Annotated in this window: 13 protein-coding genes; 1 reads left to right on the top strand and 12 read right to left on the bottom strand. The window is 59.4% G+C overall.

Annotated features, from left to right (window positions below; genetic code table 11):
• Positions 1–81: 81 nt before the first annotated feature.
• The 11 genes from BN5935_RS02765 to dnaX form a co-directional block, all read right to left on the bottom strand.
• Complete coding sequence (locus tag BN5935_RS02765; RefSeq protein ID WP_082944000.1) at positions 82–1,815, bottom strand: BACON domain-containing protein; 1,734 nt, start codon at positions 1,813–1,815, stop codon at positions 82–84.
• Between the two features lie 20 nt (positions 1,816–1,835).
• Positions 1,836–3,470 carry a SusD/RagB family nutrient-binding outer membrane lipoprotein gene (locus tag BN5935_RS02760; protein ID WP_064974747.1) on the bottom strand — a complete coding sequence of 545 codons (1,635 nt, stop codon included), beginning with the start codon at positions 3,468–3,470 and terminating at the stop codon, positions 1,836–1,838.
• Positions 3,471–3,482: 12 nt separating this feature from the next.
• Positions 3,483–6,824, bottom strand: a complete 3,342-nt coding sequence (locus BN5935_RS02755; protein ID WP_064974746.1) for a SusC/RagA family TonB-linked outer membrane protein — start codon at positions 6,822–6,824, stop codon at positions 3,483–3,485.
• 70 nt (positions 6,825–6,894) lie between these two features.
• On the bottom strand, positions 6,895–9,495 hold the full coding sequence (locus BN5935_RS02750; RefSeq protein ID WP_064974745.1) for a BACON domain-containing protein: 2,601 nt from the start codon (positions 9,493–9,495) through the stop codon (positions 6,895–6,897).
• Between the two features lie 18 nt (positions 9,496–9,513).
• A complete protein-coding gene (locus BN5935_RS02745) occupies positions 9,514–11,061 on the bottom strand; it encodes a calcineurin-like phosphoesterase C-terminal domain-containing protein (protein WP_235820986.1) in 1,548 nt (515 codons plus the stop codon).
• Between the two features lie 157 nt (positions 11,062–11,218).
• Positions 11,219–11,737 carry a hypothetical protein gene (locus BN5935_RS15465; RefSeq protein WP_235820985.1) on the bottom strand — a complete coding sequence of 173 codons (519 nt, stop codon included), beginning with the start codon at positions 11,735–11,737 and terminating at the stop codon, positions 11,219–11,221.
• Between the two features lie 34 nt (positions 11,738–11,771).
• Positions 11,772–13,190, bottom strand: coding sequence for a calcineurin-like phosphoesterase family protein (locus BN5935_RS02740; RefSeq protein WP_064974744.1), 1,419 nt, complete (start codon positions 13,188–13,190; stop codon positions 11,772–11,774).
• 376 nt (positions 13,191–13,566) lie between these two features.
• The gene (locus tag BN5935_RS02735; RefSeq protein WP_064974743.1) at positions 13,567–14,916 is read right to left on the bottom strand and encodes a sodium-dependent transporter; all 1,350 of its coding nucleotides are present in this window, start codon (positions 14,914–14,916) and stop codon (positions 13,567–13,569) included.
• A gap of 52 nt (positions 14,917–14,968) precedes the next feature.
• On the bottom strand, positions 14,969–15,322 hold the full coding sequence (folB, locus tag BN5935_RS02730; RefSeq protein ID WP_064974742.1) for a dihydroneopterin aldolase: 354 nt from the start codon (positions 15,320–15,322) through the stop codon (positions 14,969–14,971).
• 1 nt (position 15,323) lies between these two features.
• Positions 15,324–16,628: a tyrosine--tRNA ligase gene (gene tyrS, locus BN5935_RS02725; protein WP_064974741.1), complete on the bottom strand. Its 1,305-nt coding sequence runs from the start codon at positions 16,626–16,628 to the stop codon at positions 15,324–15,326.
• 178 nt (positions 16,629–16,806) lie between these two features.
• Positions 16,807–18,591: a DNA polymerase III subunit gamma/tau gene (gene dnaX, locus BN5935_RS02720; RefSeq protein ID WP_064974740.1), complete on the bottom strand. Its 1,785-nt coding sequence runs from the start codon at positions 18,589–18,591 to the stop codon at positions 16,807–16,809.
• Between the two features lie 415 nt (positions 18,592–19,006).
• On the opposite strand from dnaX, the gene clpB reads away from it, so the two are divergent.
• A complete protein-coding gene (clpB, locus tag BN5935_RS02715) occupies positions 19,007–21,604 on the top strand; it encodes an ATP-dependent chaperone ClpB (RefSeq protein ID WP_064974739.1) in 2,598 nt (865 codons plus the stop codon).
• A 37-nt stretch (positions 21,605–21,641) separates the two neighbouring features.
• On the opposite strand, the gene BN5935_RS02710 is transcribed toward clpB, so the two are convergent.
• Positions 21,642–22,571 (bottom strand): glycosyltransferase family 2 protein, encoded by a 930-nt coding sequence (locus BN5935_RS02710; protein ID WP_064974738.1) that lies wholly within the window; start codon positions 22,569–22,571, stop codon positions 21,642–21,644.
• Positions 22,572–22,635 lie beyond the last annotated feature (64 nt).

Raw genomic sequence — 22,635 nt, 5'->3', positions numbered from 1 at the left:
CGGCGCACCTGCCGCGTATCCTTCGAATAAAACCCCGGACTTTGCGAAAAAGTCCGGGGTTTTTGCATTCCGGGTTCGGGGTCAGTCTACGACCTCGATCCTCGGACTGTCTGTATAGTTAGTGCCTTCGGTGCTTGCCCAGCGGATCGTGCCGCCATTGGGGTTGCCTAGAGCTCCGGAGCCATCTGTCTTCCAGTTTGCCACGCAGGTCATGCGGAACTGTACATCACCCTTGGTGATGGCTTTGGTGTAGGTCACCGTGACGTCGATGGTGATGTTGCTCGATGGGATGGAGTGGGTATAGGTGATCTCCTCGCCGTTCACCGTCGCGGTCTGCGTTGCAATGACCGGTTTCCAGTCGTTGTCGCCGGTTCCGTCGCAGAACTCCATCAGCCAGTAGTTCTGTCCCGTGGCCGAGGTCCGGGTGAGACCGCTGAAACGGACTTTTGTCCCGGCTTCGAACTTGGTGACGGGAACTTGGAAGAGCCAGTAGTCGCCCGGCCATGCCCCTGTGATGTAGGGTTGCCCCGTAGAGCCGATGAAGCGGGCGCAGTCGGGATCGTCGATACCGGTCTGGTCAGAATAGGTGTGCGTGTAGGAGATATAGCCCGTGCCCTCGTTGGCCGGCAGGAGGTTACTTTTCACGAACGCGTCGGTGTAGTTGGCCATGTTGGCCGCCGAGAAGAGCCAGCTTACCGGGGCGTCGAGTCCCGTCATGCCACTGCCGCCGCTGCCGCTCGTCTGTTTGACGGTGACGGCGAGCGAGGCTTTTTCGCCCATCTTTTCCTCGGTGGTGATGGTAAATTTACCGTTGCGGGCCTTGTCGTCCGTGTTTTCCGTCGGGGTGACGAGGACGGTGACGCTCTCGTTGGCCATGCCTTTGAGCGGGGTTACCGTATACCAGTCGTCCTTTTCCGGCACTTCGATGCTCCAGTCGTAGTTCGCCGAAACGGTGAACGAGACGGCGGCCTTGTCCTCGGCCTTGAAGCTGATCGTGTTGTTGGTCAGCCCCTCGGCGGCGATTTCCGGACGAATGGTTTGCAGGATGACGATCCGGCCCGTCACCGAAGCGTATTCGCCGGCGCCCTTAAAGTCGATCGAGCCGCTGCGTTCGAGTTCCTGCGCATTTTCGGGATAGGCGTCCACCTCCAGCGTGAAGAGCCCGTTGCCGGTTTCCGTCAGCCGGAAGAAATCCCCTTCCGTCGAATAGAAGTAGTCGATATTCGACAGGATGCTGATTTTATAGGTGGCGGCGGCCTGCTTGACGGTGATCTGCCCGGCGTCGGTGCCGTTTACGCGCGTGATGAAATAGGGGGTGTTCGCGGCTTGGGTCACGGCCAGCGACGCATCGCTGTACGATCCGTCGGCATACCGGATATAGAGGGTCGTCGAGCGGGCTTGGGTCGAATAGTTGTTCGTGGCCGTGAGGAAGATGCGGCCGTCGCCGCTGCCGTCGGTCGAAGGATTGACGCGCAGCCATTCGGCATTGTCGCCTTCGACGACTACCGTCCAGTCGCGGTTCGAGCGGATGTCGTAGCTGATGAGCGATACGGTGTGCGCCTGCAGCGAGTCGGGCGAGTCGGAGAATTTCTTCGATGCGAGGATCGGGGCGATCTCGCATCCCAGCTCCGAGTAGGAAGGAACGCGGGTGACCTCCTTGGTGTTGCTGCCGACCATGGGATTTTCGATCCGCAGGTAAGAGCCGCCGACCGCCTCATCGTCGTCGTTGCAGGAGTTCAGTGCGGCGGCGGGGATCAGCAGGGCCATTGCCGCTGCCGCACGCATTATGTGTCGGAATAGGTTGTAACGTTTCATGTGCTGAGTCGTTTTTGCAGTTATTTATCTCCGTAAATCAACTTGCGGAAAGAGTGTTCCCACGGGGTTCCGGCATCGCGTGCCACGGCCTGACCACTCCACCATACGGGGAGCACCTTGTTGTTCTCCGTGCCGCCCATGGCTGCCAATGCCGCCATGTAATTCGCGTTGTTGTTGGCCATGGCAATGGTGGGGTATCCCCAGCGGGCGATGAACAGCCCCTTGGTGTAACCGTATTCCCGGGCGGCCTTGCCGATCACCACTTCCGGATAGCCCGTGCGGCGCATTTCGTTATACATCTCGAATCCGCAGACCCAGAACAGCGACAGCCATTTCTGCTCGGCGATGCGTTGCAGCGTACCGTCGTAGGCGACGTTTTCGTTGTCCATGAATTCTTGGATGTCGGCCGAGGTGATGATGACGGGGGCGGTATTACCCTCCTTGTCGGGGAATGCGGCATACTGCCCGTAGGCGGCCCATTTCTGGCACGAGGCCGTGAGCGCCTGTTCGTAATACTCCTTCGCCGATCCGTCGATCCAGCCGTGGAATGCCGCTTCGGCCTTGATGAAGAGTATTTCGGCGTAGTCCATCAGGCAGTTGGGATTGTTGTCCCGCACGAGCGTTTCATAGTGCATGAAGGTTTCGTACTGCTTGTTGCTGTTGCCGTAGTCGATCGAACACCCCGAAACGGCGCCTTTCCATGCATAGCCGTTGGCGGCGCGCGGTTTGGCCCAGATGCGCAGGCGTGGATCAAATTCGGTGTTGGTCTCCTCATCGACCGTCATTTTGATGATCTGTTCCGCGACATGGTGATCGCCCGAAAATCCATTCTCCGTGCCGTAGGAATTGGTGTTGAACTCGTTGCGGTTGTAGGTATCCGTGCCGGCATACTTGACCAGTGCGTTATCATCGTTCGAGGAGAGCACGGGATAGGTCGCCGGATCAGCGACGATGGTGCGGATGCGCTGGGCGATCGTGGGTGAAAATTCGTCGCTCCGTCCGCTCACCCGCATCAGGACGCGCAGCAACAGCGAATTGGTGAATTTTTTCCATTTCAGGATGTCGCCTTGGAACATTGCGTCCTTCTCTTTTTTGGGCAGTACGACCGACGTGTTGTAGAGCGAGTTGGCGCGCTCGAGATCTGCGATCATCCCCTCATAAACCTCCTTCTGGGTCTCGACGCGCGGTTTGAGAAGCCCCGAGTCGCCCTGAAGCGCCTCCTGATAGGGAATGCCGCCGAAAACATCGGTTACGAGTTGCAGGTAATAGACTTTCAGTGTCAGCCCGATCGCTTGGTAGTTGACGTCGCCGTTGTTCACGGCCAGGTCGTGCATGTGCTTGGCATTCTTGGCCCAATTGAATCCGAGGTTCCAGATGGTGCTGTAGTTGCTGTTGGAGATATTATAGCGATGTTCGTCGCGGACGTTCGAGGCGCTGGCCACGGTCACCTGCGAAATCTCATTGCAGTAGTAGTAGGTGTTGTATATAAGCGCGTTGGCTCCGTTCATCAGGAGAGGCTCCAGCATGTTGGCCGGTTCGATGTCGCCGACGATGATGTTGTTGGGGTCGGAGTTGATATCCTCGAATTCCCCCGTACATCCGGCTGCGGAGAGCACAGCAGCGAGAATGATTGCGAGATATTTGGTATATTTCATGGCTCTGCGTTTTTAGAACTGGAGTTTGATATTGAATCCGTAGGTGCGGGTCATCGGGAAGGACCCGGTTTCGATTCCGCCGTAAATATTGGAACCGCTGACCACGCCGGCGGCTTCGGGATCGTACTGCGGCCAGTTGGTAATGCAGAAGAGGTTGGTAGCAAAAACGCCGATCGAAGCGCTTCGCAGGAACTTGGTTTTCTGCATCCATCTTTCCGGGAATCTGTAATCAAGGCGAACCTCTTTGAGTTTGAGGAAATCCGTACTGAACGTGTTGGCTTTCGTATTGTCGCGCACCCACTGGTACTTGTTGTAGTAAATGTAGACGTTCTCGGTGATGGTGTTGTTCTTCCGGTACGAGATCGTGCCGTCGCCGTTGTCAACGGCATTCACACCCTTGAGTACCAATCCGTCCTCACGACCGGGCAGCGAATTTTTCAATTTGCCTTGATAGGAGAGTCCGAAATTCGTTACGGAGAACGAATTACCGCCCATCTGGGCCGTGAACTGTGCTGAGAACGAGAGGTTCTTGTAACGTACCGAGGTTCCGAAACCCGCCTTCCAGTCGGGATTCACCTTGGCAATCCGCTGGTTGGGATCTTCGATCAGCGAGGGATAACCCGTCTGCGGATCGATGAGCGGCATCCCCGAACAGTCGATCACCGTGCCGTTTTCGTCGGTGCAGGTGGAGCCTTGCGGAGCGCGAACATAGTCGCGGCCGTAAATCCAGTGCATCTCCTCGCCGATGTACGAGTAGACGAAGGTGCGGCTGCCGATGGTGACGCCCATCGAAGTCTGCAACGGCGTCGAGGGGTCCCATCCGTCGTTCAGTTCGCACAGCTTGTTCTTGTTGCGGGCCCAGTTGCCGTTGATCTCCCACAGCAGGTCGCGGGTCTGCACGGGGCGCAGGCGGAACGAGATCTCGATACCTTTGTTTTCCACACGTCCGGCGTTCATCATGACCTTCGTGGCGCCCGTTTCGGAGCTCTGCGACACGCCGAGAATCTGGTCGGTGGTGGTGTTTTTGTAGAGTGCGACGTCGAAATTGAGCCGGTTGCTGAGGAATTTGCCCTCGAATCCGACTTCCCAGCTCTCCACGTTCTCCGGATTGATGTAGGCGTCCTTCAGCGTGCTGGGTAGGGTGAATCCGCCCGGCAGCGAAGTTTTGGAGTAGGCGTCGTAGAGCGAGTAGGGCGACGTATCGTTGCCGACGTTGGCCCACGAAGCGCGGACTTTCAGCATGTTCACATAGGGCGTGTTGATTTTAAGCGCCTTGTCGAGCAGGACACTGGCGCTGACCGACGGGTAGGTGTAGCTCCATTTGGTCGGGTGGAGCGTCGAGGACCAGTCCGTACGGCAGGTGATGTCGAGGAAATAGGTGTCGTCCCAACCGAGGTTGACAAATTCGTAGATGCTGTGCACGCCTTTTTCCCGGCGGCTCGCGTCGGTGACGAGGGTCACGGCCGAGTTCTTGAGTTTGTATACGCCGTCGATCTCCAGCTCAGGGGCCGAAATCTTGGTTGTGGCATAGCTGTAACGCATCTCGTTGCCGCCTACGGCTGCCGAGAGCGTCAGCCGGTCGTTGAGGAATGCCCGCTGGTATTTGAGCAGGAAGTCGATGTTGAATTCGTATTCGCGCACGGTCTGTTCGCGGTACATGCCGTTCAGATAGTCGGCGGTCATCTTGGGTTTGCGTTGGGTGCGGAAGTCGTTGTTCATGTCCATACCTCCGCGCAGCGTGAGGTCCAGTCCCGGGAGAAGGTGCGCTGTGAGGGCGACGTTGCCGTAAACGCGGTTGCGGACGAGCGTGTTAAGCTCTTCGTAAAGCACCCGGTAGGGGTTGTGGCCGCCGAGCGAGTTGTAGACCAGCGAGCTCTGAACGTTGTAGGGGTCGGTCGCCGACATGGCGCCGAGATCGTAGTTCTCGCGGGTGTAACGGCCTTGGAAATACTCGTCATGATAAGCCCGCATGGGGTTGACATTGTAGCCCCACATCAGACCATACATGGCCGACGATTCATCGTAACCAGCTACCGGCATATTGTCTGACTGCCGACGGGAGAAGGTCGCTTTCACCGAGAGATCGAGATGTTTGCTGAGTTTCTGGTTCAACGTCAGCGCATAAGCTTGGCGATTATACCCCGTGTTGGGCAGTATCCATTCGTTGCGCGAGTCGGTGAACGAGAAACGGGCGCTGGTACCTTTCCCCGACGATCCCTCGACCGATACGGAGTTGGTGTAGGTCACGCCGGTCTCGAAAATACCCGTGTACCAGTCATCGGCATATACCCACGGCAGAGGTGTGAATTCTCCGGTCTCCCAGTTTTTCGAGAGGTAGAGATAGCGCTTCTGCGAGGCGTCGAACTTCTCGCCGAAAGCATAGCGCGAAATCTGCAATTTCACCGGCTGGCCATCCAGAGTCATCGAGCCCGGAAGTCCCCATGCCGATACATGGCGGTTGGTCTGTGACGTAGTGACGGCTGAAACGCCGTATTCATCTTGAAAGTCGGGCCAGAATCCCGCGCGTTCGAACGATACCGAACCGTTGTAGGTTACGCCCCAACCCTTGTCGGTGCGGCCTGATTTGGTGGTGATGACAATAGCTCCGTTGGCGGCCCGCGATCCGTAGAGGGCCGTGGCCGAGGGGCCTTTCAGCACCGAGACACTTTCGATGTCGTCCGGATTGAGGTCGGCCACGGCGTTGCCGAAGTCCACCGGGGCATCGCCGTTGGCGTAGTTGGTGTCGGAGGTGGTCGCCGTGCTTCCGCTGAGGATGGGCACGCCGTCGACGACAAACAGCGCTTCGTTGCTGCCGTAGTTGAGCGAGGCATCACCGCGCAGGGTGACGCGCATCGTGCCGCCGGGGCCCGTGCCTGCCGAGGTCATGGAAAGACCGGCTACTTTGCCGTTCATGTTGGCGATCCAGTTGGAAGCCACCGAAGCGTTGATGGCATCGCTCGATACCTTCGATACGGCGTATCCCAGCGATTTTTCTTCGCGGGTCAGGCCCAGCGCCGTCACTACGACGTCGGCGATCTTGGTGGCGGACTCTTTCAGGGTGACGTTGATCGTCGTACGGCTGCCGACAGGGATAGTTTGGGTTTCATAACCCAGCGACTGGAAGACGAGAACGGCGTCGTTGCCGTTGACTTTGATCGAGTAACTGCCGTTGGCTTCCGTCGTAGTACCGGTAGTGGTACCCTGAACGATGATGGTGCATCCTACCAGCGGAGTTTTCCCGTCGTCGTTGAACACGGTGCCGGTGACGCTGCGGCTCTGGGCCTGTGCTGACAGGGTCCCCAGAAGCAAGGCGATTGCCGAGAACAGCGTGCGTATGTATTGTTTGGCAAACATATCTGTTATTCGTTTTTGGGTTTCGTTTTAGTGGCCGGCCGGGTCGGATGACGCCGGCCGGACCGTCGGTTTATTCGGCTGCGACCTCAATGGCTACCGTGTAGACACGCGTATTGGCTGTGGTCGTGGTGTTTACGGCGAAGTTTTTCTTTAAGTCCGCCGTGTAGGGTTCGGAAATGCGGGTCCGCACATAGAGCGTGCCGTCGGGGATGGCCGTGGGAACGGTCGCCGTGAAGGCAAAATCGGTCTGTGTGGTCACCGGGTTCGCATACGAGTAGGAGACTTCGACGAATCCGTCCTGTCCTGCGATTTCCGATCCGGCGGGCAGTTCCGTCCGTTCCTTGTCCCTGAATCCGTCGAAGGGGGTCCAGTTCGTTCCGTCGGTCGAGTACTCCACGGCGAAGTACTTGGCGCCCGAACCGGAGGAGTAGGTGCGCGTCGCGTATTTGATCTTCGTGCCGGCTGCAAAGTTCTTCACCGGAACGGTGTAGACGGCCATCGAGCCGCAGGGTACGCCGGCGAGTTTGAGGTAGCTGCCGGAGATCGAGACGACGCCGTTTTCGTCGGATGCTAGCCCCTTGCGGTCGTAGGCGAACAGGGCTGTGCTGCCCGTTTCGTCAGCGGGGTACTTCAGGTCGGCGGTGAGTTTTGCGGCTGTGTCGAAAGTCCAACTGGCAGGGAGCCCGCTAAAAACATTCGCGCTGGCTTCCTGACTTACGGTGATGGGTTGTTCAGTTTCCAGACTGCCATTTTTCGATACGATGGTGAACGTTCCGCCGCGGGTAGCGCCCGGATTGGGGGTCGGCGTCACCGTGACTTCGATGTCGTTGTTCGCCGTACCTTGCAGGGGTGATACGGTGTACCACATGTCGCCTTCGGGAACGGAGATCGTCCAGTCATAGGTCGCGTTGACGGTAAATGTCCGGGGTTCTGCCGCATCGGATGCGAACGCGGGAACCGTATGGTCGTCGAGCCCGGTTACCGTGATGCGCGGCGTTCCGGCTGCTACGCCGGCCTGCGTGACGCTCATCGTCAGCGGAGTTGATTCGCCATCGATCGTCAGCGTCAGCGTGGCGGTACGGGCTTCGCCGGCCGTGTTGGGCGCGGCTTTCAGCACGATGTCGTTGTACGGCAGCCATGTTCCCAGCACTGTTACCGAGCGTTTGTCCGCAGCCAGCGTCGCGCCGTTCGCCGCCGTGCCGCAGTTCACCTTTTCGATCGTCAGCCATTCGCTGTCGGACGCGGCCGACCACGCCCGGTTGATGTGGATCGAGCATGCCATGTCGTCGCCTTCGGCGGGAATCTCCCCGAAGCTCTGCGGTGTGATCCGGACATCCAGCGGGATCGTGACGGGCTGTGGTTCGGGCGCTTCGGCATCGGTTTCCGCCTTTTCCACGCGGAAATTGTCGAGGTGGATGCGGTAGGTTTTCGTGTCTTCGTCGCCGAACTTGATCCGGGTCTTCGAAGTGGCGCCCCGGATGACGAACGAATACTGGGTCCAGCAGAAGTGGTTGTCCATGACGATCGCCGTTTCGGTTTCCGAACCGTTTCCGATCGTTCCGCCTCCCTCTATCGAGATCGGGAACGCCGGTTTGGCGGAGTCTGCGTTCCCCGAGGCCGAGGCGTAGAGGGCTCCGTAGAACGATACGAGCACTGTGGCGCTCTTGCCGGCGTCGATTTTCGACAGCGCGGGAGTTTGCAGGAACCCGCATTGGTTGGTCTTGCCCAGTTTGACGGAGCCTTCGTAACGGGCGTAGACCGAAGCGGAATAGGTGTAGCCCTTTTCGTCGGCCACGGGCTTGATCTTGGCGTTGGTGAGCCCGAACTCGTTGTTGTTCACGCCGTCGGTCTTAACGCCCGGCCAGCCGTATTTCGAATAGGGTTCCACCCAGTTCTCCGTCACCCATGCGAAATCGTCCTCGAAGAAGACGTAGCCCGTTTCGTGCGAGTCGGCCGGCGGATACTGGGTCAGCGTGACGATTCGTTCGGCGCTGTTTTCCGGATAGTCCGGATCGCCCGCCGTAATGGTGAGCTGCGAGGTGTGGGTCTCGAATTTGGTATTGGGCGTGGGGGTGAGCACAACGTCCACAGCTTGTCCGGCAGCGCCTTTTTTGGGCGATACCGTCACCCACGATTCGTCGCTCACGGTCATCGTCCAGTCGTAGGTGGCCGTGACTTTTAGTGTCAGCGGTTCGCTCTGTTCTGCGGGGAAGGCAACAGCATCCTCGCCGGTAAGTCCCTCAATGGTAATGCCGGCTTGGTTGCAGGCGTCCTGCGAGAGCTCGACGGTCTTTTCCGTGTAGCAGGGATGCAGGTTGTTACCGCTGTTGGCGCGGATGGTGAATTGCCCCTTGCGGGTGTCGCCGTCGTTGAAATCGCCGGTCACGGTGATCTCGATCGCCTCCCCGGCCTTGCCTTGCTTGGGGGTTACGACGAACCAGCCGGCGGTCTTGGTGATCTCCCACGGCGCATCGACCTTCATGGTGAAGGTCTGCGGAGGGATAGCGTAGTAGAGGAAGTGCATCCCGGTATCGGGAATGCCCGTGATCTCCAAGGTCGGCGGAACGACCGTCGTCGGTCCGTCGTCGGTGTCGTCGTCGCTGCACGCTCCGGCCAGCAGGGCCGCGGTACAGGCGAATATCCATAACCATTTCTGAATGTATCGGTTCATTGTCTGAGGTTTTTGGGTTTATTCGTTCAGGTCGGTCGAGAAGGTCTTGGGCCGTTTCATAGTTTCGGTATACGGGGTGCCGAAACGGTCGGTGACTCGAATCTCGAGCGTGGAGGTGGCCGACGAGGCCGTTACGGCAAACATGTGGGGCGTGTAGCCCGACGGAAATGTCATCTCGCCTCCGTTGGTTGCGCAACGCGGAACATCGTAGGAGATGGTGTGAAGCGGATCGCGGCGCCATACCTGACGCACTTCGAGGGGTTTGCCGTCTTCCGTAACGCTGATGTCCCATTTGCCGGGTTCATGGCTCCAGAGATTGATAAAGACCTCGTTTTCGCCCACGCCCGAGTAGTCGTTGCCGCGGCCTGCGAAATCCTTACCCAGCTCGATGGCTTTCTGTACCAAGGTGTTCGTCGCCCAGTACTCCTTGACGCTGTTCATGTCGTAAGTCATGAACTGGCGTCCGGCGGGCAGCCCTGTTGCCTTGAACTGCCATTTGAGGTCGGTGCCGCTGACGGTGAAGACCTTGTATCCGGCGGGCGACCCGTCCGTGCAGACGTTGTTCTTGCCGAACTGCTGGGTCCACCACCATGTGCCGCAGACAGCGGCGATGTTGTGTTCATAGACGTTGGCAAAGGCCGGGGACTGCATGTTGCGGTTTACATGGGTGTGTCCCGTGACGACATTGACCGAGGTGTATCCGTCGAAACAGCCGAGCAGGGCTGATACGGCCGCCGAACTGTCCATTGAGATGCTCGTCGTGAGCGAGGTGCCGTTCCACCCGTAGGTGTAGATCGGGCAGTGGAAGCCGACGACGATGGGGGTCGATTTGTCCACATATTTCAAGTCCTCCCTGATCCAGTCCAGTTGCTGCTGGGTGAAGTATTTCTTGTAGGTCCGGTCGCCGATCACGCCCGGACCGCCGCCGTTGTTGAGGTAGACCGTGTTGTCGAGCATCAGGAAGTGCACCTTGCCGATGTTCATCGAATAGTATACTGGGCCGAGCTCCTCGCGGTAGGGAGTTTCGGCGGCGAAGTCGCTGGTGCCGTAGGGGTCGTTGTCGTGGTTGCCCATCACCGACCAGAAGGGGAAGTTGAAACTTTCGACGGCTTTTTTGCACTCGGGGATCGCCCACTTGTTTACATACCAATACTGGTCCCAAGCGAAATCGCCCAGATTGAGGCAGTAGACTTTCGATGCGGAGTTGTTGTAGGTATCGGTGAGTTCCTTGACGAACCCATCGGCAAACTGGGTGTAGTCCTTGGGGGTATTCCGGTTGGCCAAGTGCATGTCGGTGGCCACCAGCAGCGTGAAATCGTCGTTCGAGACGGGCTGGAGCTGGAAGTCGATCCGTTCGACCGTGGATGCGTTTCCGGTGCAGGGATGCCAGAATTGGGGGATGGCCTTGTCGGTGGGGACCTCATAGCCGGAGGGCTGGATGACGAACGCCAGACCGTTGCGTTTGTCGGATGCGAGCCAATAGTGACCATTGGCGTCGGTGGCGGTGATTTGATCACCGTCGGAAACCAAAACGTTTTCGATGCCCTTGCCTCCGTAATGAACCATGCCCTTGATCGAGGCGCCTGCCTGATCAGGGATGGTGTTGTTCAGCGAAAGGGCGAGTTTTGCGGTGCCGAGCGTCTGCTCCTTGTCACCGCGGCGGAGGGTGAATTCGCAGTCGCCGTCTACGGCCGTCTGCGGAATCCGGAACCGGAGGGATTCGTTATCTGCCTGTGTTACGGAAGCAGCAAATTTCCCCCCCCCCCTGCGTCAGGATCAATTCGTCGGATGCGGCGAACCCGTTGCCCCGGATGGAGGCTTCTTCATTCCATGAGCCGGCGACGGTGCCGCCCAGATCGACGTTGACCGCCAGTTTGAGCGTAAGGCGGCTGGCGCCCAGGGCCTGCGATTCTCCGCCGCGAACGAGCAGGAATTTGTACACGGCCTGATCTTCGATGCCTTCCGGCAGTACGAACGAGATCGACGACGGCGTGATTCCGGAGGTTTGGGCCGGCATGTCGCTGTCGCTGCGCAGGGTCACGGCGTCGCCTTGGCGGAAGCCTTGCCCTTCGATAGTCATTTCCAAGCCCTCGCATACATCCAGGGCAGTGGGGATCACCACTCCCGAGACGAAGCGTTCGTCGGGACGGTTCACCTGTTCGTCACCGTCATTGCAGCCGGACAGCACGACCGGCAGGGCGATGAACAGCAACCCGATGAATAACGTAATAAGTCTTTTCATAGGCAATTGGTAATTTTGGTTGGTATTTTCATTTTCAGTGGTTTGCATGGATCGGTATGCGCTCCGAGTAACGGCGTCCAAAACGGTCGGTGGCAACGACCTCTATCTCACGCGCCGACGCCGAAGGGCGTGCCGTGAAATAGAAATTCGTCGGCCGGAGGCGCTGCACCTTGGAAAGTTTTGTTCCGGCGGTTCTCAGCGAGTCGAGGTGTGCAGCGTAATCGGGGTCGTCGAGTTGCGTGCGCTGCATGGCACCGCGGTAGCGACCGTCCTCGTACCACACCACCGTCCAATACGGGTCCCAGTTCCACACCTTTGCGACGGCGCAGGCGGGATGTTTCGCCACCTCGCCGGGCCCCCACAGGCGGATTTGCCGGGCCGGGAATTCCCCGAGATTCCGGTATTCCCACGAAAACTCTCCGCCGCACTCGCGAAACAACTGGTAGCCTTTGGGGGTTCCGTCCCAGTTGATGGGGTCCCACCAGAGGTTGCCGCAGACCTGCGCCACGTTGTGTTCCATGACGCCCTCGCGGATGTCGAAATTTGAATTGAGGTGCGTATGTCCGGTGATGAAGTGCAGATCGTGTCCGGCGAATGCCTCCATCAGCGGTTCGACCGACTCCATAATGCGGTTCCCGAGCCAGGATTTCATGGCCGGAGCGTGCATTGCCACGCAGACGCGCGATCCTGCGGGCAGGCGCCGTGCATAGGCTTCGGCCCAGCGCAACTGCATCGAATCGATCTGTTCCTCGTATTTTTTCGCTCCGTGGTAGATGATGTCGTCGAGTACGATGTAATGGGTATGCCCCATGTCGAACGCATAGTATGTGGGGCCGAAATGTCTGCGGTAATTCTCCGTCGCCTCCCGATCGGTGTATTTGTTCAGGTCATGGTCGTGGTTGCCGATCACGCCGTATACGGGAATGCCGAGCGAGGCGAACTCCGCTTTCACGCCGGCGAACAACTGCGGGGAGTCCCATACGATGTCGCCGAGCAGAATCGTGGCTTGGGCGACGCCCCGGGCTTTTTTCGCGGCGGTTTCCGTTTGCAACGCGGGGATGATCTCCGTGCGGAGCCGTTCGAAATGCGTTTCGGTTTTGGGTTGGGGATCGGCGACGGCCAGCAGTTCGTAACATGCTTCGGAGCCGGGCCACGGCAGCAGTTCGAAATCGTAATGCTTCGCCGCCGGGTCGTAGGGACGGTAAAACCGGGGGACACCTTCTTCCAAAGGGGCCAGATATCCGGCCGGAGTTACGAGGCTGATGAACAGTGCGTCGTCGTCGGCATCGAGCGTGAATGCACCCTGTGCATCGCTCTCGGTAAACGTGTAGCCGTCGGTTACGGCCACTCCGCACACCGGTTTTCCGCCGCATTTGACGGTTCCCCGCACCGGACGGGCGGAAACTGCGGCGCAGAGGGTGCAGCAAATCAGCAGGAGCAGGCATTTTTTCATGGTTCGGGTCTGTTTGAAGTTTTGTCGGTTTTCGGCCGTAAAAGTAGCTGAATAATCTTTTCATCCGGTTCGGGTAACAGGAATGTATCGGTAACTTCACGCTGCGGTAACATCTGTTTGTGCGCATTCGGTGAGGGGTAGTTTTTCCTGTTTTGTCCGGTTTTTAATTATGATACGCAATATTTTTAATTTCAATATGAAACAAAAATAAATCTTTAATTTTATTTTCCAAAATAAAACACAAAAAAAATGGGCGGTGTTTTCCGTTTTTGTTGGGTCGGGTGGTTTTGAAACGAAATCTATGGTAGCAATATAAAAAATGCGTCCGGCGAAACCGGACGCATTTGGGAAAAGGGATGGTTTGCCGGATTCCGGCTTAAAAAATTCCTAAATTGTCGAGGAAGATCAGCAGCAGCACCGCCGGGCAGACGTAGCGCAGCAGGAAGATGAATACGCTGTAGATGCGGAATTTCAGCTCCCCGTTGTTGGATATCTGTGCTTTGAGCACCTTCTGGTCGAGCCGCCAGCCGACGAAGATGCAGGTCAGGAATCCGCCTGCGGGCAGCAGGATGTTGGCCGTGAGAAAATCGAGCGAGTCGAAGACGCTGAGTCCGAAAATCTGCCAGCCGCCCAGCACGCCCAGCGACAGCGACGCCACGGCGGCCAGCGCCATGCAGGCTCCGGTCGTGGCCCATGCCGCGGTTCGGCGGCTCATGTGCCACTCTTCGTGCAGGTAGGCCGTAATCACTTCATGTAAAGAGATGGTCGAGGTGAGGGCCGCAACGACCAGCAGCAGAAAGAATACCGACGACCAGACCATGCTCAGCGGCATCGAGTTGAAGATGCCCGGCAGGGTGATGAACACGAGCGAGGGTCCCGACGAGGGCTCGATGCCCACGCTGAAGACCGCCGGGAAGATCACTACGCCGGCCAGTACGGCCACCAGCGTGTCGAGGATCGTGACGTTCAGCGCCGTGTGGCGCAGATTGGTGTCGGGTTTGAAATAGGAGGCGTAGGTGACCATCGTGCCGATGCCGATCGAGAGCGAGAAGAAGGCCTGTCCCAGCGCCACGAGCACCGTCGAAGGGGTGACTTTCGAGAAGTCGGGCCGGAAGAGGAAGCGGATGCCCTCGCCGCCGCCGGGCATCAGCAGCGAGTGGATCGACAGTGCGATCAGGATCACGAACAGCAGCGGCATCAGCACCTTGGCCGAGCGTTCGATGCCCTTCTGCACGCCCATCGTGATGACGAAATGCGTCGCCAGCACGAACAGCGAAGTGTAGACCACGGGCCGCCACGGATTCTGGATAAACGCTTCGAAGATACCCCGGTACTCCTCGGGGGTGGAGTATTTCGCCAGACTGCCCGTCACCGAGTGGACCATGTATTCGGCCGTCCACCCCGAGACCACGAAATAAAAGCCCAGAATCAGGAACGCCGCCACGACGCCGTTGTAACCCAGAAAACTCCATTTGGGATCGAGGGCCCGGTAGGCGCCCACGGCGTTGCGGTGCGAGGCGCGGCCTACCGAGAATTCGGCCACCATGATCGGCAGTCCCAGCAGCAGGACGCAAAGGATGTAGATTACAAGGAAGGCGCCTCCGCCGTTGTCGCCGGCCACATAGGGAAACCGCCAGATGTTCCCCAAGCCCACGGAACTCCCCGCCGCGACGAGCACGGCGCTCAGTTTGCCACCCAGCGTGGCACGACCCTGTGAATGATGCATGCTATCCTCTATTATAAAGTATGCGCGCACGCATCGCGTGCGCGCATACCGCTTATTTCTCCAGTACGACGCTGACCCGTTCGAGTTTGCCGCCCAACGGCGGCGCCAGCTTCGAGACCGTGCATTTTACATGCCGTACCTGCCGGAAGGAGGCATAAACCGCCTCGATGATGTTCATCGCCACACGTTCGATCGTGCGCTGGGTGATGCGCATCTGCAGGCTCACGACCTCGTAAACCGTGAGGTAGTTGACCGCCTTTTCGACATTGTCCTCCGCGGCCACGTCACCCAGTTCGGCCGTGATCTCCAGATCGACCGTAAAACGGTTGCCGACCTTGCGTTCCAGTTCGTAGCAGCCGTGAAGCGCCCGGAACTCCATGCGCTGCAAGACAATACGGTATTCCATTCTATTCGGCGATCACGAGGTAGTAATTCTTCTTGCCGCGCTGCACGAGCAGGTATTTGCCCGCGATCAGGTCCGCGTCGGTCACCGGGCGCATCGCGTCGGCGACCTTCTCCTTGTTGAGCGACACGCCGCCGCCCTGCACCATCTTGCGGCATTCGCCTTTCGAGGGGAAGATGTCGCTCTTTTCGGCGCAGAGATCCACGAACGGGATGCCGGCCGCCAGCTCCGTGCGGGCCACACGGTATTGCGGAACGCCCTCGAAGACCTGCAAAAGCGTCTCTTCGTCCAGTTTGCGCAGGGCCTCCGACGTGGAGCCTCCGAAGAGGATCGCCGAAGCCTCCACGGCTTTTTCGTACTCCTCGCGCGAATGGATCATGCAGGTGATCTCCTCGGCCAGCCGCTTCTGCAGGATGCGCAGGTGGGGTGCCGCGTCGTGCTCGGCGATGAGCCCTTCGATGGTCTCGCGGTCGAGCAGCGTGAAGATCTTGATGTAGCGCTTGGCGTCTTCGTCGCTGACGTTGAGCCAGAACTGGTAGAATTTGTAGGGCGAGGTGTAGCGCGGATCGAGCCACACGTTGCCGCTCTCGGTCTTGCCGAATTTCGTGCCGTCGGCCTTGGTGATGAGCGTGCAGGTGATGCCGAACGCCTCGGCCTCGGGGCCCAGCTTGCGGCGGATCAGCTCCGTGCCGGTGGTGATGTTGCCCCACTGGTCGGCGCCTCCGAGCTGGATTTTGCAGTTCTGCGTCTGGTAGAGGTGCAGGAAGTCGTAGCCCTGAACCAGTTGGTAGGTGAACTCGGTGAACGACATGCCGTCGCCCTCGCCGTTGAAGCGCTTCTTGACCGAGTCCTTGGCCATCATGTAGTTGACGGTGATGCACTTGCCGATGTCGCGGATGAAATCGAGGAACGTGAATTCCTTCATCCAGTCGTAGTTGTTGACCATTTGTGCGGCATTCGGGGCGTCTGACTCGAAATCGAGCAGTTTGGCCAACTGGCGCTTGATCGCATCCTGATTGTGGCGGAGGGTCTTTTCGTCGAGCAGGTTGCGCTCCTGCGACTTGCCCGAGGGGTCGCCGATCATGCCCGTGGCACCGCCGATGAGCGCCAGCGGTCGGTGGCCGCACATCTGGAAATGCTTGAGGATCATCACACCTACCAGATGGCCGATATGCAGCGAGTCGGCCGTGGGGTCGATGCCCAGATAAGCCGTCGTCATCTCTTTTTCGAGTTGTTCCTTTGCGCCGGGCATGATCGTGTGGACCATGCCGCGCCATTCGAGTTCTTCGATGAAATTCTTTGTTGCCATATTACTGTTCTGTATTTGTTCTAATTGTTTATCGGTTTGCAAATCCGGCGGGTGTAATCGCCGCCTTTGGCGTCGTTTACAAGTCTGACCCACCCCCAACCCCCCCCCGCCTTGGCGGGGGCTTATCGCATGCGTCCGGGCTTTTTACCGGAATGCTGCCGGAATTGCATAATTTTTATCACTCTACTTCCAAATCCAATGCTTTGCGGAGCTCCGCGATGAGCGGGTTTTTCTCCGTCATGTGTTTCACCCTGTCCTCCAGTTTGATCGGACGCGCGGCCCTGATCTGTTCGTTGACGATCACCTCCAGCTCGATGGCTCCCGAGATGCCCGCCAGCTCGGCGATGCGCATCAGCATCCCGGTCTTGTTGCGGAGAATCTCTTCGCGCAGTTCCGTCGTCGGGACGCTCACCGAAATGGTGTTGCCCCGGACGGTCATCAGCTCGAAGGCGGGGACGAACCGCGGGCGTTTCGTCCGGAGCAGGTTCAGGATGCCCTCCCGGGCCCGTTCCAGCTTCTGTTCGCAGGCGGGGTCGATCTCCACGGCTTCGGGCTCGGCTTCCGCCTCGCCGTCAGCGTCCTCAGCATCCGAAATGCCACCTCCCGAGGCGAGCAGTTCCGAGAGCGACGTTCCCGAGATCAGCGGCCGCCGGGCCGGTTTTGCGGGTTCCGGCGCAGCGGGTTTCGGCTGCGTTTCCGGTTGCTGCTGAACTGCCGGTGCCGCTGGTGCCGCCGCCGGGGTTGCCGGGGCCGGTTGGGGCTGCGCCGGAGCCGCCGGAGCAGCAGGGGTCGGGGCAGATGCCGCGACCCGCGCGAGAGTTGTCAGTTCAGGGAGCGGATACTCCCCGGGGGATGTCAGGGTGTCATTTTTTTTTTGGCCGAGCCCTGCGGTTTTCATCAGGCCCAGCTCCACGAGCAACCGCTGGTTCGACGATTGCCGTATCTTTCCGTCGAGCTCCGTCAGTACGGAGATGGCTCCGAACAGGAACTCGACACTGCAGGCGCCCGCCTGCGTCCGGTATCGTTCGAGCAGGGTGCCGGTCATCTCGATCAGCCGCAGCGTGTCGGGCTGCCGGGCCATCAGCAGGTCCCTCATGTGGCGGTTCAGGCCCGCCATGAAGGTCTGGCCCGAGAATCCTTTCGACAGCACCGTGTCGAAGGTCACCAGCGCATCGACGTAGTTGCCCGCGAGCAGCATCTCGGTCACCCCGAAATAGGTGTCGTAATCCAGTACGTTCAACGTCTGGGCCACGTTGCGGTAATCCAATGCCGTGCCGCAGAACGATACGGCCTTGTCGAACATCGACAGCGCGTCGCGCATGCCGCCGTCGGCTTTCTGGGCGATGAGGTTCAGCGACTCTTCGTCGGCCGTGACGCCCTCCTGCGCAGCGATGTATTTGAGGTATTCGACCGAGTCCTCGACGCGGATGCGGTTGAAATCGTAAATCTGGCAGCGCGAGAGGATCGTGGGAATGATCTTGTGTTTCTCGGTCGTCGCCAAGATGAAGATGGCGTGTGCGGGCGGCTCCTCGAGGGTTTTGAGGAAGGCGTTGAAGGCCGCGGCCGAGAGCATGTGGACCTCGTCGATGATGAACACCGAGTAACGGCCCACCTGCGGAATGATGCGCACCTGTTCGATCAGCGTGCGGATGTCCTCCACGGAGTTGTTCGACGCGGCGTCGAGCTCGTGGATGTTGAGCGAGCGTCCCTCGTTGAACGAGCGGCACGACTCGCACTCGTTGCACGCCTCGGCGCCGTTGGGCGCAAGGCAGTTGATGGCCTTGGCGAAGATGCGGGCGCAGGTGGTCTTGCCTACGCCGCGGGGACCGCAGAAGAGGTAGGCGTGGGCCAACTGGCCGCGCTCGATGGCGTTCTGGAGCGTCGAGGTGATATGTTTCTGCCCGACGACCGATCGGAAGGTCGCGGGGCGGTATTTGCGTGCGCTGACGATGAAATCACTCATAGTATTGCAAAGGTACGAAAAAAGCGGGCGGTTGCAAAACCGGATTGCATGTGGCTTTGCGAGATACCCCGACGGGTAAAAGCGTCGTTACGACGCCAAAGATAAGAAGAATTAAGTGAAAATTGAAAATAATTCTGCTTCCGGTCATTTTGTCCCTGCATGGCAGTCGGCGGATGACAATTTGTGACAAAACGTGACAGCGTGTCGCAAATTCCGGCTTGGCAAGTGTTTTGCGGAATGTTCCTGCGAATGAGTTGTTTCCGCATTCCGGACGAAATCCCGGTCGCGTTGCGACAAGCCCCCGCCGAGGCGGGGGGGGTGGGTCAGACTTGTAAACGCGGCGGAACGCCGCGGGGACCGCGTTCGGAAACGGAATCGACAAAACGAAAAACAGAAACAATAAATTAGCACTATTATGAATATCAACACTCTTACCATCAAAGCGCAGGAGGCGCTGCAAGCAGCGCTCGCCCTTGCGCGGGAGCGGGGACAGCAGGCTGTCGAGCCGCTCCATCTGCTGAGTGTCCTCATCCGTGAGGACGATTCGCTGGCGACGTTCCTGCTGGGGCGCGTCGGTGTGAATGTCCGTTCGCTGCGCGACGAAACGGAGCGTGCCGTGGGTGCGTTGCCGCGGGTCGAGGGCGGCGGCGACCAGTTCTTCGCGCAGGATTCGTCGAAGGTGATCCAGCGCGCCGTGGACTTCACGAAGAACTTCGGCGACAAATACGCTTCGGTCGAGCACCTGCTGCTGGCCCTCGTGGCCGAGCGCGGCGCGGCCGCCGACATCCTCAAACGCAACGGTGCGACGGAGAAGGAGCTCCTCGAGGCGATCCGCACCTTCCGCAAGGGGGCTACGGTCGATTCGCAGACCTCCGAGCAGCAGTTCGACGCACTGGGCAAATACGCCATCAACCTGAACGAGCAGGCCCGGAGCGGCAAGCTCGACCCGGTGATCGGCCGTGACGAGGAGATTCGCCGCGTGCTGCAAATCCTTTCGCGGCGCACGAAGAACAACCCGATTCTGGTGGGCGAGGCCGGTGTCGGCAAGACCGCCATCGCCGAGGGCATCGCCCGCCGTATCATCGACGGCGATGTGCCCGAGAACCTGAAGTCGAAGTCGATCTATTCGCTCGACATGGGTGCTTTGATCGCGGGCGCCAAGTATCAGGGTGAGTTCGAGGAGCGTCTGAAGGCCGTCGTGCAGGAGGTCACCGCCAGCGAGGGCGAGATTCTGCTCTTCATCGACGAAATCCATACGCTGGTCGGCGCCGGCAAGTCGTCGGGGGCGATGGATGCCGCGAACATCCTCAAGCCGGCCCTTGCGCGGGGCGAGCTGCGGACCATCGGCGCCACGACGCTCGACGAGTTCCAGAAATATTTCGAGCAGGACAAGGCGCTTGAACGGCGTTTCCAAAAGGTGATGGTCGACGAACCTACGCAGGAGGATGCCATTTCGATCCTCCGCGGTCTGAAGGAGCGTTACGAGAATCACCATCAGGTGCGGATCAAGGACGAGGCCATCGTGGCTGCCGTCGAACTCTCGACGCGCTACATTACCTCGCGGTTCCTGCCCGACAAGGCCATCGACTTGGTGGACGAGGCCGCTTCGCGGCTGCGGCTGGAGATGAACTCCGTGCCCGAGGAGATCGACACCCTCGACCGGAAGGTCCGCCAGTTGGAGATCGAGCGCGAGGCTATCCGCCGCGAGAAGGACAAGGAGCGCGTGGAGCACCTCACCAAGGAGATCGAGGAGCTGAAGGCCCGCGAGGCCGAGATGCGCGCCAAGTGGCAGGGTCAGCGCGATCTGCTGAAGAAGATTCAGGAGAATAAGGATCGTATCGAGAAACTGAAAATCGAGGCCCAGCAGGCCGAGCGTCAGGGCGACTACGGCAAGGTGGCCGAAATCCGCTACGGCAAGATTCAGGAGGCCGAGAAGGAGATCGCCGCTTTTCAGGAGGAGTACAAGCTGGCTTCGGCCAACGGCTCGATGATCAAGGAGGAGGTCGACGCGCAGGATGTCGCCGAGGTGGTGTCGCGCTGGACGGGGATTCCTGTGACGCGGATGTTGGCTTCGGAGCGCGAGAAGCTGCTGCACATGGAGGACGAGCTCCACAAGCGCGTCATCGGGCAGGAGCAGGCCATCGCCGCTATTTCCGACGCCGTGCGGCGTTCGCGCGCCGGGCTGAACGACCCCCGCAAGCCGATCGGTTCGTTCATCTTCCTCGGCACGACGGGCGTCGGCAAGACCGAGCTGGCGAAGGCCCTTGCGGAGTTCCTCTTCAACGACGACCAGATGATGACGCGTATCGACATGAGCGAATATCAGGAGCGGCACGCCGTGTCGCGGTTGGTCGGAGCGCCTCCGGGATACGTCGGTTACGACGAGGGCGGACAGCTCACCGAGGCCGTGCGCCGCAAGCCCTATTCGGTCGTGCTGCTCGACGAGATCGAGAAAGCGCATCCCGATGTCTTCAACATCCTGCTGCAAGTTCTCGACGACGGCCGTCTGACCGACAACAAGGGTCGCACGGTGGATTTCCGCAACACCATCATCATCATGACCTCGAACATGGGGTCGCAGGTGATTCAGGAGAATTTCGCCGAGGCTTTCAATGGCAAAAAACTGCCCGGGGAGGTGGTCGAGCAGACCCGTCTGGCGGTGATCGACCTGCTGAAACAGCAGCTCAAGCCGGAGTTCCTGAACCGTATCGACGAGATCGTGATGTTCGAGCCGCTGACGCACAAGGACATCGAGCGCATCGTGGATATCCAGTTGGGTATCGTCAGCAAGATGCTCTCCGAGAACGGCATCCGGCTGGAATATACCGACAAGGCGCGCGAATGGATCGCCGCCGCGGGTTACGATCCGCTCTACGGAGCGCGTCCCGTGAAGCGTGTCATCCAGCGCTACGTCGTGAACGACCTTTCGAAGCGGATTCTCGCCGGGGATGTCGACCGCTCGAAGCCGATCTCGATCGACGCCGACAAGGACGGGCTTACGTTTGCGAACTGATTTATTCAGCCATACTGGAAAAGGTCTCTGGGGAAACTCAGAGACCTTTTTTTGCGATACGCCACGCCAGCGCGTTGTAGAGTCCGATGAGCGGGCCGCGCCAGCTTACGGGCAGCGAGTTCAGGACGCGGACCTTGCGCAGCGTGCGGCGGTAGGTGCGGGTCCAAGCGAAGAAACGCGTCGCGCGCCGGGCCTCCTTCGTGCCGCCTTTGACGCTCTGGATGAGGGCTTTGCCCAGTGCCGCGCGGGCCACGAACTCCCGGTCCTCCTCGGGAGCCTCGGGGTTGTAGAGCTCCTCGAACGAGTAGACGGTCTGTTCGGGGGTGTAGACCGCCGCCGAGCGGTTCGAAGCCACCCGCGAATAGCGCACCAGCCGTTCGGGTGAGAAGCAGACCGGGTAGCGGCGGGCGATGCGAATCCAGAGGTGGAGGTCTTCGGCGATTTTCATGCCCTCGGGGAATCCGCCCACGGTGTCGAAGACCCGCCGGGGGATGCACGAGGCCGAGGGAATGGCGATGTAGCGGTGGGCCGAGTCGCGGAAAAAATTCTTGACGATCCCGCGCTCCGTGGGGCTCTCGGCGGGGAACACCCCGTCGTGGCTGACGATGGAGAATCCCGTGCAGTAGATGCCGCAGCCGGGGAACTCTTCGATCATCGCGGCGATTTCGGCCAGAAACCCCGCCTCCCACGCATCGTCGGCGTCCAGCAGGGCGATGTATTCGCCCGAGGTCTCGGCGATGCCGTGGTTGCGGGCCACGCAGACCCCGGCGTTGGGCTGTGTGACGAGCCGCACGAGCGGCGAGGCGATCTGCCGCACGACCTCTGCGCCGCCGTCGGTCGACCCGTCGTCCACGACGACGATCTCCAAGGGCGGATAGCTCTGTGCCAGCGCCGAATGCACGGCGGCGGCGACTTCGCGTTGCTTGTTGTAGAGGGGTATGACGACCGAAATCGTGGGTTTTGACATGTGTGTCGGCAGGTTTTGTTGCGAAGATATCGATCTTTTGCTACTTTTGCAAATAAAACCTTTC

The sequence above is a fragment of the Alistipes provencensis genome (genome assembly GCF_900083545.1).
In the GTDB taxonomy this organism is placed as follows: domain Bacteria; phylum Bacteroidota; class Bacteroidia; order Bacteroidales; family Rikenellaceae; genus Alistipes; species Alistipes provencensis.
The sequence above is the reverse complement of the archived record's forward strand: the minus strand, read 5'-3'. Positions and strand labels throughout refer to the sequence as shown.

Bases quoted from the DNA above. Each gene is read 5' to 3' on its own strand.
- BN5935_RS02765 (WP_082944000.1), bottom strand. From the start codon at position 1,815: ATGAAACGTTACAACCTATTCCGACACATAATGCGTGCGGCAGCGGCA.
- BN5935_RS02760 (WP_064974747.1), bottom strand. From the start codon at position 3,470: ATGAAATATACCAAATATCTCGCAATCATTCTCGCTGCTGTGCTCTCC.
- BN5935_RS02755 (WP_064974746.1), bottom strand. From the start codon at position 6,824: ATGTTTGCCAAACAATACATACGCACGCTGTTCTCGGCAATCGCCTTG.
- BN5935_RS02750 (WP_064974745.1), bottom strand. From the start codon at position 9,495: ATGAACCGATACATTCAGAAATGGTTATGGATATTCGCCTGTACCGCG.
- BN5935_RS02745 (WP_235820986.1), bottom strand. From the start codon at position 11,061: ATGGTTCATTACGGAGGCAAGGGCATCGAAAACGTTTTGGTTTCCGAC.
- BN5935_RS15465 (WP_235820985.1), bottom strand. From the start codon at position 11,737: ATGAAAAGACTTATTACGTTATTCATCGGGTTGCTGTTCATCGCCCTG.
- BN5935_RS02740 (WP_064974744.1), bottom strand. From the start codon at position 13,190: ATGAAAAAATGCCTGCTCCTGCTGATTTGCTGCACCCTCTGCGCCGCA.
- BN5935_RS02735 (WP_064974743.1), bottom strand. From the start codon at position 14,916: ATGCATCATTCACAGGGTCGTGCCACGCTGGGTGGCAAACTGAGCGCC.
- folB (WP_064974742.1), bottom strand. From the start codon at position 15,322: ATGGAATACCGTATTGTCTTGCAGCGCATGGAGTTCCGGGCGCTTCAC.
- tyrS (WP_064974741.1), bottom strand. From the start codon at position 16,628: ATGGCAACAAAGAATTTCATCGAAGAACTCGAATGGCGCGGCATGGTC.
- dnaX (WP_064974740.1), bottom strand. From the start codon at position 18,591: ATGAGTGATTTCATCGTCAGCGCACGCAAATACCGCCCCGCGACCTTC.
- clpB (WP_064974739.1), top strand. From the start codon at position 19,007: ATGAATATCAACACTCTTACCATCAAAGCGCAGGAGGCGCTGCAAGCA.
- BN5935_RS02710 (WP_064974738.1), bottom strand. From the start codon at position 22,571: ATGTCAAAACCCACGATTTCGGTCGTCATACCCCTCTACAACAAGCAA.